Source organism: Bacillus carboniphilus (genome assembly GCF_039522365.1).
Taxonomy (GTDB): domain Bacteria; phylum Bacillota; class Bacilli; order Bacillales; family JC228; genus Bacillus_BF; species Bacillus_BF carboniphilus.
This window is the reverse complement of record NZ_BAAADJ010000004.1, coordinates 236,101-251,883: the sequence shown is the minus strand read 5'-3', so window position 1 is coordinate 251,883 and position 15,783 is coordinate 236,101. Positions and strand designations below refer to the sequence as shown.

Genomic DNA, 15,783 nt, shown 5'->3' with positions numbered 1-15,783 from the left:
ACTCAATAGCTACGGAACAAGACCGTTCCCTATGACATAAACAGTAAATCTTCTACATATAAATCTATTGAATATCCTATCATTTCATATCCCCAAACATTTAGTCCTCAAAATATAGATTAGTGTTGCTTCAAAAAATGGATAGCTTCAAGAAATGCTCTGTCATTAGCTGCTTTTTCTTATGGAGTGCCAGTGGTGAATTAAGCAAAAGGGGAGCGGGTGCCAATGGAATGGCTCAAGAAAATCGTAAAATGCAAAATCAGGGGAATTCATAAAATTCCTTTCGATGGCCACTATTGTGTTCGGTGTGGAGAGAAGGTTAGAGGAATAGATCCGCCCGCACGTGGGTGAGCTAGGAGTGGAAAGGTAGATGTAATCGAGTCGAGTCCACCTAACTATCTATGAGAGAGCAGGTGGGACAGTAAACCTGTCCCTACTGTCCCGCCTCTTCTATGAATTTTATGATTGCCAGGGTTTCCTCCGCCGGAACTGGAGAGATTCCTGTTTGAAAGAATTGGATGACTTTTTCTAGTAATCCTGCGTAGTATGGTTTTTGGTCTTGGTAGATTGGGAGGTGAACGGATTCGTTTGGATAGTGGATGACGGCTTCGAAGTTTCCGTGCCATTCATGGTTTCCTCGGATTACGCCAAATCTTCCGTCCTGCCATTCTGTTGTGATGACGTCGTACGTTTCGTTTCCTTGTACCTCCACGCGCCTGTAGTCTGGTCCCATTACCGTGAATAGGAGCTCGATCATGTGAATGCCGTACCAGAAGTAGTGGGGCATTTTTTCTATGAATGGGAGTGGGCCACTTAGGTATACTCCGGTTGGTTTTTCATCCCGCTCAGCCAAGAGCTTAGTAACGGAATCAGCATACCTTAATGAAGACGAGCTCATCACAGGGGTGTTGAACTTTTGACTCAACGAAAAGACTTCCTCGGTATCCCCAACAGAAAGTGTAATCGGCTTATCAATGAAAACCGGCTTTCCAAATGCGACCACCTGTTTAAACAGCTCTAAATGCTTCCTACCATCCACAGCAGTAATCATGATGGTGTCAGCTTCGTGAGCGACTTCTTCCACAGAATCCGTTATTTTCACCCCATATGTATCTCTCAATAACTCAGTGTATCCCTGAACCCTAGTCCGACTCAAATCGAGGTCCAGTGATGGGTGGGGGCATCCGATGGTAACTTGAGCCTCCCCAAAGTTGTACGTTCCCTCATGAAGCAATTTTGTAAAAATCTCAACATGTGAAGTGTCTAATCCAATCATCCCAATTTTCATCCCAATCACCACTCCCTATGATAATAATTTATACACTTGTCGCGGACGGCCTTTTGATTGAAGCTTTTCCATCCCGACAATTTCAACAATGCGGGCATCTAACCAAGTAAGTAAAATTCGGTGTGCGCTTCTTGTCGTAACTCCTAAGGATGACGCAAGTTCTTGTGCGGTAAAGGTCTTGGTGTCGGTTCGATTCATAATGGACAAGGCCTTTTTCAAATAGTGAGGTGATACGTGATGTTCAGCTGTTTGCTTGACCCATTTTTCATCCGTAATTTTAAGCGGGTAAGCAATGGGTGCTTCATTCTCAATCGGACCAAATACACTCCGGTCTTCCTTCACGATAAAACATTTTTCCCCACCAAAATCATTCGATTGCATCAGAGCCATCCGGGCATGGTTCCCTGCTTCAATCGCGGAGGTCCCAAAGCCGATTCCAACGGAGGCAGCGAGACCAAACTCCTTTTTCAAATCATCAATGAGCGGAAAAAACTTATAGCCTTGTGTAACCCTCTCGAATGTTCCTCTTGTCGTAACGAACATATACTCATTTCCATTCAACGATGTGAGGTAGCCTTCCAACGTTTCCACATAGTCGAGAATCGTCTGCTGGACCTGTAAAAAAAGGCGTTGAATCTGCTGTTCAGAGGCCAGTCTTCTTTTTACCTGTTCAATATTTTCTAAACTGACAATCCCAAATACGATTTGTGACTCTACTTTTTTCCTTTGTTCAGTGGACAAAAGGGCACGTTCCAGTGTGACGATAATGTCTTCCTCGGTTGGAATAATCCATTCATTCGGAATTCCTTTAAGATTCAGTTCATCTGAAACGACCTTTAACCCTGTAAGTGCGCAGTCTGTTTGATTTTCACGGTACTGAGCTTCGTGAAACTCAATGATTTCTTTGGTTCGAGTCAAGGAAAGCCTATCGTCATAGTGAATACTTTCAATGGTTTCGTCCAGTTCCCCATTCAGGTGTTCTAGCTCTTTTCTAGACAGGGTATCGATTGAGATGTTGTTAATTTCATTCACTTGTTTCTGCAATTTATAGAAAGCACGGTATAAAGAAGAGCCTTTGACTGGGATGTAGTGGGCTGGAAGTTCGATTGGAATCTTCTTTTTTGAGATAGAGTAGGGGATGTATCCAGAATAGAGCAGAACGTCACATTGATCCTGCAATTCCTCTGTAAAAATTGGCGCATCATAGATATTGTTGGATGTTTTAAATAGGGGGTCAAAAATAGGAAATCTCTTAATGGAACGTTTGATCCGGTCATTGATCCAGGTAGGACCGATGATGCCAATTTTTATCATGCGTAACACTCCTTTGTTGAAAGAGAAATCGGAAACACAAGGCCGACCTGACCTGTGTTTCCGATTATAACTATATCTTCATTGTATCGAATCTTTGAAATCTATCAATCTTGGTTGAGCCAGATTGATAGATTTTCTTTTACAAAATCGTCGTCATGAAGATTTGGGTAGTCTTTGTATACGCGGTCAAGTTCTTCGGATTGGCCTGGGCTCAGTTTTTCTTTCTCGAGTAAGCACCAGTTGCCTTTGAGAAGTCCCTGTCTAGCTAAAACCTCGTTGATACCAGCGATACATCCTTTAAAACCGTTAGCTGCATCAAAGAATGCAGCATTTGTATCGGTAACCTGCTGAGCGAGAGGGAGGAACCTGGTGATGTCTTCTCCCGATTTGCGAGCTTTTTTTATGTCTGCTAAAAGTTCGACCGCCTTCTGTGTCCACACTGCCCAATGGCCGAGCAAACCGCCGACAATTGGTTTCTCAACAATTCTATCACCCACTTTTACCTCATAAGTCGTGAGCAAATCCAAGACAATATTATCGTCATTCCCCGTGTAAAGGGCAATTTCGTTACATCTTGAAGAGTGACAAACCGCTCTAACGACATCTAACGTTTTATAGCGGTCAAAAGGTGCCATCTTAATCGCGTAGACATTTGGAATCTCCGCAAACTCCTGCCAAAAATCAAAGCTTAGTAGGCGACCGCCGACTGCTGGTTGGAGGTAAAAGCCGAAGATTGGAATAATCCCTGCGATTTTTTTCGCATGATCTAGCAATTCTTCCTCTGTTAAGTGGTTGAGTCCCGCAAAACTCAGTAGCCCCAGGTCATAGCCTAGTTCCTTTGCAAGCTTGGCTTCCCCGGATGCCTGCTCCGTTTCCCCGCAAATCCCAGCAATTTTTATAAAAGGACGATCTAGGTTCTTCTTGTTCACTTCTTCCACTGCTAAACGAAGTACTTTTTCATATAAATTGAACGCTGGGTCACGGATTTCGAATTGGGTGGTATGCACGCCAACTGCGATTCCACCTGCACCGGCATCCATATAATAATTCGTTAACGCACGTTGACTATGTTCATCTAATTGTTTGTCTTCTGTTAATGCGAGTGGGTGAGCGGGGATGACCGTCCCTTCCATTAACAGTGCCCGAATATCTTCTTTTACCATTTAAAAAGCTCCTTGTCTTTCTTGGAAGTGTGTTGGTTTATCAATGACTTCACCATCGTTTTGTAGCCATTCGGCTGTCCATTCAATCATTTGTTGCAGAGTGACGCTTGGATATCCAAATGTTTTATGGGCTTTCCCCGAATTGTTAAGCAGGGCACTTGGTGCTTCCTCGTTCATGAAGGTAGGCTTTTTGTCGAACAGCCTTCCGAATTCATGGGCGAGCCAACGAACCGATACGGTTTCAGGACCCGTGACGTTCATGATGGTTGGATCGGTGCTGCAATGTAAGAGTGAGCGAATTGCATATTCATTGGCATCTCCTTGCCAAATGACGTTGACTTGACCGGTTGTGAGGTCGATTGGTTTTTCGTGAAAGACCTGTTTGGCCACTTCTAATAAGACACCGTAACGCATGTCGATTGCATAGTTGAGTCGATATAAGAGGATGGGTGTCTGGTTTTTCTTAGCGAAGTACGTGAAAACTCGTTCGCGCCCCAAACAAGATTGAGCGTACTCACCAACGGGACTAGTAGGTACCTCCTCCGAACAACCACCTGTTTTTACATCAACAAAAGGATAGATATTGCCTGATGAAAAAACAACAATGTTGGACTGCTTGAATTTTTCTGCGACTCTGCCTGGCAAGTAGGCGTTCATCGCCCAGGTGAAATGTTCATTTCCCAGCGTGCCGAATTTTTTTCCGGCCATATAAATGATGTTTTGAACTTCGGGTAGAGCCTGAAGCTGCTCATCATCCAGTAAGTCTGTAGCAATTGTTTCCACTCCAGCTGCTTCCAGTTCATCACGGAGTGTGCCAGATGAGAAACGGGAAACCCCGATAATTCGTTTTTCGATGCCAGCTTCCTCACAGGCACGTTTGGCTAATTTGGCGAGGGTGGGGCCCATTTTTCCGCCCACACCTAGAATCATGATGTCTCCAGATATTTTCTTCATATCTTCCATCAATTGGAGAGTTGGCTTCGTCATTATGTTTTCAAGCTGTTCAATAGTTTGCATGGAATCCCTCCGTTAGCTAAAAAAGATATTTTTTACATTATTGAATGCCAGTAGGATGAGGACAATGAGTCCAGCGATGGCAATCACATTTTTCAATACCGTATTTTTTAAATCACCCATAATTTCTTTGTTGTTAGCGATGACTAGTAAGGCAATCGCAATGACAGGTACCACGACAATCGTTATGGCTTGAGCAAAAATGATGAGGTTGACTGGTGAACCTCCGAAAGCGATGGCCATGATAGAACCAAATAGCATAACGGCAATGATGGCGTACTTGACTTTGTTTTCTTTCAGCTTGCTACCAAATCCAAGACCATCAGATAGCATCGCACCACCAATTGTTGCATTCCCCATTAGAGAAGAGAACGCTGCGCCAAAAAGTCCAAACATAAAGACCGTTGTAGCCCAACCGCCGAACAATGGCTTAAGCGCTAATCCCATATCTGTGATGGAGTTTACTTGGACACCTTCAGGCTTTAAAACCGCAGCGGCCGCAATCATAACAAGTAAAGAGATGAGACCAAGTAGGAAAATCCCTAAGTAAGATTCTTTCGCACCTTGTTTAGCAAGGTCCTTCGTCCAGCCTTTCTCTTGCACTAGGTAAGACTGGTAGCTGGCACCTACGATTGAGAAGCTCGTTGCGGTCATAGCGATGATAAGTCCAAGTGAGCCTGCTGGCATAGATGGTACAAATCCACTTGCGATGGAGCCGATAGAAGGCTTTGCTAAAAATAAAGTGACAAAGAATGCGACTAACATGATCAGTACAAGGCCGAGCATTAGTTTTTCAAGGACATTGTAAAAGTCTTTCGTGAATAGGAGTCCTGCACCGACTAGGGTGAAAAGGACAATCCATACGGTTGGTGTGAGTCCGAACACTGTACTAATGGCGTACCCAACACCCACGGAGTTTCCGGCTTGGAACGAGGCACATACTAAAAAGGCTCCGACCCCAATGACTACGGCACCCCATTTGCCGAATTTCTGTTTGATTAACTGGATGAAGCTAATGTTCGAAGCCATCCCAATCCGGGTGCTCATTTCTGTATAAATCATCATAAAAATAACCGTTACAGCTAAAATCCAAAGCAAGTCATACCCGAAAATGGCTCCAATCTTAGATGACAACGTCAAACTACCTGGTCCCAAAACAAGTGCAGAAGTAATTAAAGCAGGACCTAAAAATTTCAAAAACCCCTTTTTGTTAGCGTTTACATTTACGCCCGTTGAACCACCTTTAATTTCCGTCTCCATACCCATCCTCCTTATAATCAGAAAATTCAAAACTGTCCACTCGTTCTTATTGTATTACGACAGGCATTTAAAGAAAATGTCTTAAATGTGTCTTTAAATGGAGGGACGGAGGGGACAGGTTTAGTGTCCCACTTCCCTTCGGTGGGTGGGACACTAAACCTGTCCCCCTGTCCCGCGACCTATGACGTTATACCCAGGTGTGTATTTTTGGTCTGAGGTAGCTGCTTTTTGCGAAATATTTCACTTTTTTCCTTCAATTTTCCTATTTTTTCACTCAAAAACGATAGTGTTTTCCCAATTTTTGCGGCTTTTGGACTGCTATATACTTTAGGTGTAAGAAAAAAATGGAAAAGGAGTTGGAAGGATTTGACCTTGAAACGAATTTTTGCAAGCATCATTGTTTTTACTTTCGTGATTGGTTTATTCAGTATTGGAAGCAGCACGAGTACATTGGCTACTCCAGACCCTGATGGTGTGGAAGGGACGAGTAAGCTGATTGAGGTAAGTGAGGATGAGAAAGAAACGATTTTGAATGCACTACAAAAAAATGAGAAGTTACTAGAATTTAAGACTAAGCGAAATGAGAGTGCAAAAGAAATGGCTGCCTCAAAAGGTAATGGGTTAGTCAATATCGGGGATATTGAAGAAAAGATTAAGAAGGATAAAAGCTTAATTCAGCTTCAGGTTTTCAATGCGGAAACCAATGAAAGTGTTCTAACGAAAACGGCTCGTAGTTTACAAGCTTTGAATGGAGTTAAGATCAAACCTTCAGAAGATATGATTGAAAAACACAAGAATGATCCGTTCTACAGTGTGGACTACACCCTCATACTAAGTACTACGAATTACACGGGTTTCTATGATTTCACTCAATTTTACATCAATGATAGAAAAGGAATCCATCCTGACCAGTTAACGCATATTCTTGAGTACAACAAAGAGAACCAAATGTTGGATTCCATTGATATGAACTTTTTCAAAAATCAAACGGTCACAGCTGAGCTTCAGGAACCAAGTGATGATACTGTTTCGATTGCATGTATTGCTTGTGTAGGTGATATTTATACAGTAAAATCAACGACTTATTACTATGATTGGGTAGATGTAGCAGAATTGAATGCTATTAAAGGCGTTACGGCAAAGCACACCTTTAGCTCATCTTCAGGTGTTAGCTTTGAAGTTAAGGTCGCTGCTTCAGGGGCTGGAGTGGAGTCATCCGGTACAGTTTCTAATAGCTTAGATTCGACTCAATGGTGGGGGCCGATATCCGGTTCATCTATATCGTCACCTGGCCGACTTTTAACAACGAAGTATCAGTTTAAGAAGACCGTTTACGAAAAAGTAAAAGGGACAGGGCCAGACGAATATACGCGAGTTGGAGTGCATGACCATATCGGATCTGCAGGCTACGGAGCTTACGTTTATGGAAACGGCTCAAACTATGATTCTAACAGCTCACAGCATGAGTATAGACCTCCAAGTGGGTTCTCTATTACACAAAGATATAGCAACTCTTGGACTGGGCAAGCAGGGACGACTGCCTATGGTTACGGCATTTCTCTGAGAGTAACATCAAGTTCCTCTTCTTCTAATAAATCGGAATATACCTTCAGCAGCGGGGCTTATGACACGTACAAAGTCTACTATTACGGATCTAAAAATAGATTAACAGCTAAGAACTTCTAGTCTCTAGTAAAAAAGAAAGCCTCCTTGTGGGGAGGCTTTCGCTTAATGATCAAATGAATCTGTTATGGTAATCTCTTTTATACCTTGAACCTTTTTATTGAAGCTAATCTTATATTCATCTAGGTTGATATAATCTTCTTTTTCAAAAATAAAAACAAAACAATAGTCATCTTCTGCTCTAATTTTAGAAGGTAAGTCGACGTCTTCTGCCTCTAAGAGGAACGACTGAGAACGGTTATGTCCAGTTATAGTTTTAAAGTCATATATGTCTGGACTAAGTTGTTCACCATCTTTAAGTGGAGTGACTGAAACTACCCCTGGAACTTCATCCATTTTCTCTGTGGTGGAAAATCTAATCCAGCGGATCATCTTATCCTCCGTTTCTGTCCAACCGCTTTCATGGAAAAACATTTCATTCGGCTTCATGTTGCTGCATGCGGTTAACAACAGAATGAACATACAGCTTACAACAACTAGATACAGGATTCTTCTTCGCATTGGATCGCCTCCACTTCGTTATACAATTGATTATATAGGAACTTCAGTATTCCTAATATTGGGAAAATCACTCGGGTTCGGAGTAGAAAATTCCAATTCTCAGCCCTAAATCATGAAAATTTTACAAGCGGGACAGGGGGACAGGTTTGCTGTCCCACAAACACACTGGATGAAGTGGGACACTAAACCTGTCCCCTTGTCCCAGTTTCCATAAAAAGGAGATTTTGGGATTGGCGCAGAATTATTCCCTATATGGAAGGGGGATTGTGTCATGAGCCAAAGTCGCTTGATTGGCAATCTGAAGTTTTTACGGAACAAGAAGGGGTTTACCCAGGCGCAGTTAGCGGAGGGGATTATTTCAGTCTCGTATTTATCAAAAATTGAGAATGGGATTGTACAACCTACTGATGAAATTATAGGATTACTTATCAACAGACTAGGCGTAAATGAGGATGAGGTTTTTAATGTGGAAGACATTTTAAGCCTACTTACCGACTGTCATCGAAACCTTATATCGGGGTCTAATAAAAGAGAAGTTGAAGAAATAATAGCAACCGTTCATCCAGAGGAAATGAACAAAGATTTCCGTATTCATATCCTTTATACACTCATTCTTTTGCGAACATCCTCGGATCGATTGAACATAAAAAAAGAGTTGGACTTTTACTTGGAGAAGTCAGCCCAATTAATGCAGGAGCCACTTTTAAAGTATTTCTTTTTTCTGTTAAAAGGGCTGTTATTTTACCATGAAAAACAGTACAAAGAATCATACCGAGCCTATCAGGAAGCCAGTCACTATTTAACACATAACGGCAACGAATGGGAGAGAGCAGACCTTCTGTATCAATTAGGCTTATGTTCTTCAAGGAATTGGAAGATCATTGAATCGATCGAGTATACAAACCAAGCCCTTCAAATTTATCAAACGCTGTACTTTGATAAAAGATGTATTGAATGCCATATCTTAAATGGAATCAATTATCGGAAAATCAATAAATATACGAACGCTATTAACAGTTATAAATTAGCTAAAACGATTGCGAAAAGGGTTGATTCTGACGATTTGCTATCCATGATTGATCAAAATTTAGGAAATTTATATTCCCAAGAAGGTCAGCACGAGTTGGCTTTAAATCACTATTTTAATAGTTATCGTCTTAAATTGAATGACAGCTGTGTTAATAACCGTTTATTAACGATGCTATCGATTGTCAAAGAATACATGGATCTCGGTGAGGAAGAGAAGGCTGCGGAATTTATGGATCAAGCTAAAGAGATCTTGGATAATCCTTTGCACATCATTGAAGAGGACCATCTTATTCAAGCGAAGGTATATGAACTAAAACTGGCCAAAAAGGTGGATCAGCTAACGTTCTACTTATCCGAAAGAGCAATCCCACACTACTTAGAGAACAAACACTATGACAAAGTCATTTCCTATTCCACCTTATTAGCCCATCACTATCACACCAACAGAAAATACAAATCCGCTAGCGAGACTTTCCAAAAAACAATCGAAGCCTACAACCAAATCTATCAAATAAGGGGGTGAATCCACATGAAAAAAATCCTTTCACTCGTTTTAGCTATCTTTATCCTTTCATCAGCAAACACACTAGCCAACGACCAATACCCACCACCATCCGAAGGTGACAAAGGCATCGTCCAGCCGGGACAGAGGGGACAGGTTTAGTGTCCCAGAAGAAAAGGCTAGCAATCTATTAAGATCGCTAGCCTTTTACATTATTTATTTCCTTTATTTCCGTTGTTGCCTTTGCTTCCAAACTTTACAGTGTTGGAAGATACGTTACCTGCGTTGTCTACTGCATACACAGTTACGTTTTGACCTTCTGAAAGTGGGGTATCAAGAACATGTGATGTTTCACCGTTTACATAAGGTGTTTCAACAGCTAGTTCTCCGTCAACCACTACATACCAGTAAGCAACACCACTTGTTTTATCTGTAGCATCAACGGTTACTGTTTGACCGTCTTTACCTAATGTCGTTTTTAATTTAGGTGATGTTACGTCCAGTTTTACTGGGAATGTAAAGCTTTGAGCTTCTGCACCTTCAAAATCAATAGATGCTTCTACTTGCATGTAGTATTGACCCTCTGGAGCTACCTTGCCATTATGCATCGTACCATCCCATGTCCACTCAGGGAATAGGTAGTACATAGCCCCTCTGCCACCATCATAATAGTTCTTGCGCGCAAATTCTTCATCCATAATTTCCTTTACAACTTCGCCATCTGCATTTAGGACATTAAAGCTTAATTCCTTTGCATTACGAAGTAGGGATAATAGGTATGTTGCACTGTCATTTGTTCCATCACCATTTGGTGAAATAGCAATCAATTCTGGGTTCAAGTCACCAGTAGCCTGGTTAACCCCTAAGAAATCGTAGCTGCCTCCACCAACATGAGTTAGAACACCTGTCATTCCATAGTATGTCATTGGATCCCAGGCTGGAGCGTCTACAATTGGTGCCGCATTCCAGTCACCTTTAAATCCTACATAAGGAACCACTAGATCTGGATTTGTATCAGTTGGGTCAGTTAGTTTTACAAACCCTTCTAACCAATATCCATTTGTGAAATAGGATTTTAAATCTGCATCCCAATCACTAACATCAACTGTAACGTCAAATGTTGCTGTACCATTTGCAGGTACTTCAACCGATTTAACAGCTTCACCGTTAACCGTTGCAACTGCTCCTAAATCAATTGATCCAAACATGTTAGGCGCTGATACAAATACACCGCCTCCGTTAACAGGTGAATCTGTTTGGGCACTGGCACTTACATCATACGTCACAGCTTCATCAGAATGATTTTCTGCTGTTAATGTGAATGTTACGACATTTTCAGTTACTTCTTTTAGAGCAACCTTTGCTTCACCAGTTGTTGAATCAGTCACTGTAACAGGTGTTGATAATGCTGCATGAAGCTGCATTAAACCTGCACCTTGACGACGAGGTGAAACGGGTGCTCCATCAAAATTAACAGGTTGAGCTGTATTTAATAAGAACTTTTTCGCAAGCTTAGATCTTGCCGCACCGTCCAAGCCAAATTCCTCATCTACACGTTGTAACACTAGTGCTGAACCACCAGATACGTGCGGAGCTGCCATCGATGTACCACTCTTTACTCCGTATTCATTATGATCTTGAGTAGAGTAAATTTGTCCACCTGGTGCTGTTAGTTCTGGTTTGAAATCAAGGTTTGGAGTAATACCCCAAGAAGAGAAGCCACTCATCTGACCAGCAGCCGTATTAGGAACTGTCATTTTTTCGCCATCAAAGCTTACTGAAACCGTTTTACCGTCTTTAAGTGCTGTTGCAAAACGATCACCATCAGCTTTTAACATGAACAATTGCGGAATAGTGATAGCTGCATCTGTTGCCATACTAACTGTTCCATCCGTATTGTTGTAAATGATGACTCCTGCTGCTCCAGCATTTTGAGCATTAAGGGCTTTATCAACAAACCCTATGTCCCCACGTTGAATTAACGCGAATTTTCCTTCTAAATCCTTACCTTCAAAATCAGCAGGATATCCTAATCCAGCATGAACCAATTCATAACTTTCTCCAACAGTCGGAGCAGTCTGACCTGCAGACAAGAACATCACTTGTTCTGCCTCGCCACCATCAACGGAAACGCCAGCTGCATCTACATCCATATAAGAATTTTCAAAGGATGCTACTGAAATAGAATCATAGGATACACCTGGTGATCCTACTACCCCATAGTCAGGATTGGATGCATATGGGTAGAAATAGCCATTTCCAAAGTAAGTAGAGTTACCAGCTGAAATGGACATAACGACACCATTATCAACGGCACGCTTAATCGCTTGCTGTTCCGGAGACTCAGCATCTACGAAACCAGCAGTAGCCCCAAGACTCATATTCAGAACGTCTGCACCTAGCTTGATGGCATCATCAATGGCTTTAATATAAATATCGCCATATGTCGTTGCTACTTCATTACCAAACACACGTAGCGCTAATAATTGTGCTTCAGGAGCCACACCTTGAATGCCGCCGTTTGCTTCGTCACCGTTTGCAGCGACTGTTCCTGCAACGTGCATACCATGCATTCCAGTTTCAGCGTTGCTATCAAGTAATACATCGTTCTTATCCATATAGTTCCATCCATAAGGAACTTTCTCATTCAAATATTGTCCAGGGAGGTCAAATTCGGAAATCGCGCTATTCACAAATTCCTCAGACAATTTTGCTGAGGAAGGGTCACTTAATAGGAAGTCTTTATGATTAGCGTCGATTCCAGAGTCGATAATCCCAATGACCATGCCTTCACCATCATAACCAAAGTCACGCCAAGCCTGCTGAGCTTGAACCAGTTCCTTACTGTACTTCATATCTGGTTCTTCAGTTGGAAGCTCATATTCAGTTGCAAGGTATACTTCTTTTACCCCTGCTACTTCTTTAACTGCTTCAATATCACCGTATTTTACATTGGCACTAAAGCCGTTTACGATGGCATTAAATTCCTGAAGATATTCAATGTTTATGTTTTTCCCTTTAATTTGATCCTTTGCTGCTTTTTGTTTGTCCTTAGCAGCCTTTTCTAATTGCTTACGCTCTCCTTTGGACAGCTTATCGTACTTTACACCTTTTTTCGTTGCAGTTTCAACTGGTGTATCCCCAGCTAGTTCGACTACAACACGAACCTCTTTGTTTGGATCAATGTCTTGTAAATTTGTAGCTACAAAATTTGTCTTTTGAAGATTCGGTTTTTGTACATCTAGTTGCTGTGGAGTGATTCCCCCTGTTACAGCAAAACCACTGCTGCTAAATGCTAATAAAAAGACTAGTAAAATTGCAGAAATTCTTTTTAACATGTCTTTCCTCCCCTGTACTTTTTTAAAAGAAGAATAATAGTAAAATCCTCCTCTTCAACAAAGTTCGACCGAAAATACTAAATTTTCAGTCTAATATTAATATAATAAAACACAGCATAAAGGACTACCCCTGCCAATAGTCCTTTATAAGATATAGCGTGTTGATTCTTGTTGAATTTTTGAATCTACCTTAGACCTTAATTACTATATTGATATTTAAGCAAATTACCAATGAACTAAAAAACAATAATTCCAGAAAAAAGTCTACTAAATAAAGGAAGAATTTTGTCGAAAAATTTAGGGACAGGGGGGACAGGTTTAATGTCCCACACACCTAATGGGTAGGGCATTAGACCTATCTCTCCTGTCCCAGTTCGAAGAGGCGGTCTTCGATGGAGTTTCGGATTTCGTTAATCCATTCGTCGTAGAGGGTTGGGAATAGGGTTTTGGGGAGAGTGTTGGCTAACCTCGCAACTCGGATTGCTTTTTCCTTTGAGTTCTTCATTCCTTCCATTTCCGTTAACTCTTGCAGGAATTCCGATAGGTCGATCTTCAGCTTCCCTCTAATTGAAATCGTTTCTCTGTTAATCGTGAAGTAATGCTCAATTGGATTACCTGTGGCATCTTCAATGATTGTTTTAATATGATTCAATGACACCCGCAGGTTACCTCTCGCTTTTCCAAGATCCTGATCTGGCCAGAAGATATCCATCAGTTGCTCTCGCGTAACTTCTTGATGTAAGGCTACGTATGTGAAAATTTGCCGCGCTTTTCGTTGATTCCATTTTCCTTCCACTTCTTTTCCGTCTATCACAACTTTGAATCCGTCCATAATGGATAAATGGATGGTGCCAAGGTCATCCTCATGATGCATCGCGTGCTTTATGATAGAAAGTAATTTTTGTTCCAATTCATCCGTGTATTCATATTTGTGTTTTCCGGAGGGAGTGGTGGATTCTATTTTTTTCATAAATACTTTTAGGTATTCTACCGTTAAGTCAGGCATATCCATCATTAAGGCATTGGCGGCATCCGGAATAATAAAGTAGCGAATGTTTGTTAAATAAGGGATATTGAACACCTGAAGTTTCGGAGGATACAATGTATCTCTCTCTCCAATGAGCATCATCATGGGTACGTCTATACTGCCTAATTTTTTATCTGTATAAGCAAAAATGGTTTCGCTAAGAAGACGTAGGTATTGAAAGTAGGATGTCTCTGTTACACGGGTGTACATAGCTCTTAGTTTTGCCTTCTTATCTTGGGTAGAAGGGTAGCAAAGGGAGTTGATTAGTGGGTTCATTAAATCGCTATAATTTTGTGTTTCCAATTTAGAAAAGCGCTCCGCCACTTCTTTTTTTCCCAGTTCGGATGGAAATAATATAGGTGTGGAAATAATCGTCAAGGAATGCAACCAATCATAACCTCGAAGAGAAATCTCCATGCCAAAATTTCCTCCACCAGAGTGCCCGACAAAATGAACTTTTTTAATAGAAAGAAAGTGTAGTAATTCTTTTAACTGAGTCAATAGGAAATCCCATGAAACAGGCTCAGTTTTAGGAGGGGTACTGTACCCGTGACCTGGCCAATCATAGCGCAAGACATGGTATTGCTTACTAAGCATAGGGATCACATCATCCCATGTAGACATGTCGAGGCCAAGACCGTGAACAAGCAGGACGGTTTCAGCGTTAGGATTGGAATGTTGGATGAATTCATAATGTGTGCCGTTTAGTAGTGTTGTAGCCTCGATTGTAATCAACCTCGCAATTCTTACTTTATGTAAGTTTGTGTAAGTTTGTAACGATAGTGAAACGGCCAATTTGGTATGGTTAAATTGGACTATTAAAAAATAGGAGTATTCTAATTTTAATCATTTAAGACAAAACTATCAAATAACATTTACTGGTTACTATGACTTTTCGGGAAAAATGGTATTGGAGACGAGAAAAATGAATGTTAGTAAAATAAAGATGAAACGCGTTCACATGGGGAATTCAATTCTGGACAAAGACTTCGTCGTCATTTCCGAAATGGCAATGACTCGAAACTACTCCTTCGTGCCCTTTGAACATGATATGGACCGGGACAACGTGTTAAGCATATGCAAAACACCTTACCCACAAAAATTAAATAAATACGTGTATGACTTTGGCCACAAAATAGATATCCCGTTAGCGGTATCGTTGGGGCTAGGTGTGATTAAGAATCTATCGGACGGCACCATATATCTATATAACGCTGACACCGACGATTACTTGGAAAGATCTATCAACGAAATGGTAAAACTAGCAGTCTACCACCAAATCATGAACCCAGACTACATCGACCAAAGTATCCAATCCATCCTAAAAGAATCAGACGGAGACCAATACCTGAGGGGCCTCTTCCTAACCAACAGTGAAATGCCAATCCGACTGCTTAGGCAAATTTATAACTATCGGAAAATTGTGCATTTGTATGGGACATAGGGGACAGGTTTGGTGTCCCAGTGAAGCAAGAGTTGAGAGCACTTGCTTTTTTTTGATGGGACAGCAGGGACAGGTTTGGTGTCCCACAATTTATAAGAGCTGCCCGACTATTTTAATCCACCCAAAAATGGAAATCCACAGAGGGATGCTAAGCATAGCTCCCCATAGCAGGCCAACAAAGAAATCACCTTGATCCTCCATTTTGTTCACCCCAAAGAGT

Annotated in this window: 12 protein-coding genes; 4 read left to right on the top strand and 8 right to left on the bottom strand. The window is 41.4% G+C overall.

Translation table 11 applies throughout. The annotated features are described in order from the left end of the window. Window positions 1-433: 433 nt before the first annotated feature. The 5 genes from ABDZ91_RS02440 to ABDZ91_RS02420 form a co-directional block, all read right to left on the bottom strand. Entirely contained in the window at window positions 434-1,288 is an 855-nt protein-coding gene (locus ABDZ91_RS02440) for a Gfo/Idh/MocA family protein (protein WP_343796010.1), read from the bottom strand. A gap of 15 nt (window positions 1,289-1,303) precedes the next feature. Beyond that, window positions 1,304-2,602, bottom strand: coding sequence for a GGDEF domain-containing protein (locus tag ABDZ91_RS02435; protein ID WP_343796008.1), 1,299 nt, complete (start codon window positions 2,600-2,602; stop codon window positions 1,304-1,306). A gap of 104 nt (window positions 2,603-2,706) precedes the next feature. Continuing rightward, entirely contained in the window at window positions 2,707-3,765 is a 1,059-nt protein-coding gene (locus ABDZ91_RS02430) for a dihydrodipicolinate synthase family protein (RefSeq protein ID WP_343796006.1), read from the bottom strand. Next, the gene (locus ABDZ91_RS02425) at window positions 3,766-4,782 is read right to left on the bottom strand and encodes an NAD-dependent epimerase/dehydratase family protein (protein ID WP_343796004.1); all 1,017 of its coding nucleotides are present in this window, start codon (window positions 4,780-4,782) and stop codon (window positions 3,766-3,768) included. It lies immediately after the preceding gene. 12 nt (window positions 4,783-4,794) lie between these two features. After that, entirely contained in the window at window positions 4,795-6,039 is a 1,245-nt protein-coding gene (locus tag ABDZ91_RS02420; protein ID WP_343796003.1) for an Nramp family divalent metal transporter, read from the bottom strand. Between the two features lie 372 nt (window positions 6,040-6,411). Between ABDZ91_RS02420 and ABDZ91_RS02415 the strand changes: the two genes are divergently transcribed. Next, on the top strand, window positions 6,412-7,725 hold the full coding sequence (locus tag ABDZ91_RS02415) for a hypothetical protein (protein WP_343796001.1): 1,314 nt from the start codon (window positions 6,412-6,414) through the stop codon (window positions 7,723-7,725). 42 nt (window positions 7,726-7,767) lie between these two features. Here ABDZ91_RS02415 and ABDZ91_RS02410 read toward each other — a convergent pair whose 3' ends face one another. Further along, window positions 7,768-8,223, bottom strand: coding sequence for a hypothetical protein (locus tag ABDZ91_RS02410; protein WP_343796000.1), 456 nt, complete (start codon window positions 8,221-8,223; stop codon window positions 7,768-7,770). A 271-nt stretch (window positions 8,224-8,494) separates the two neighbouring features. Between ABDZ91_RS02410 and ABDZ91_RS02405 the strand changes: the two genes are divergently transcribed. Then, window positions 8,495-9,775, top strand: coding sequence for a helix-turn-helix domain-containing protein (locus ABDZ91_RS02405; RefSeq protein WP_343795999.1), 1,281 nt, complete (start codon window positions 8,495-8,497; stop codon window positions 9,773-9,775). 6 nt (window positions 9,776-9,781) lie between these two features. Beyond that, window positions 9,782-9,916: a hypothetical protein gene (locus ABDZ91_RS02400; RefSeq protein WP_343795998.1), complete on the top strand. Its 135-nt coding sequence runs from the start codon at window positions 9,782-9,784 to the stop codon at window positions 9,914-9,916. Between the two features lie 50 nt (window positions 9,917-9,966). Here ABDZ91_RS02400 and ABDZ91_RS02395 read toward each other — a convergent pair whose 3' ends face one another. Then, complete coding sequence (locus ABDZ91_RS02395; RefSeq protein WP_343795996.1) at window positions 9,967-13,092, bottom strand: S8 family serine peptidase; 3,126 nt, start codon at window positions 13,090-13,092, stop codon at window positions 9,967-9,969. A 355-nt stretch (window positions 13,093-13,447) separates the two neighbouring features. Then, window positions 13,448-14,854, bottom strand: a complete 1,407-nt coding sequence (locus ABDZ91_RS02390) for an alpha/beta hydrolase (protein WP_343795994.1) — start codon at window positions 14,852-14,854, stop codon at window positions 13,448-13,450. 190 nt (window positions 14,855-15,044) lie between these two features. On the opposite strand from ABDZ91_RS02390, the gene ABDZ91_RS02385 reads away from it, so the two are divergent. Next, window positions 15,045-15,563, top strand: coding sequence for a hypothetical protein (locus tag ABDZ91_RS02385; RefSeq protein ID WP_343795992.1), 519 nt, complete (start codon window positions 15,045-15,047; stop codon window positions 15,561-15,563). Window positions 15,564-15,783: the final 220 nt, after the last annotated feature.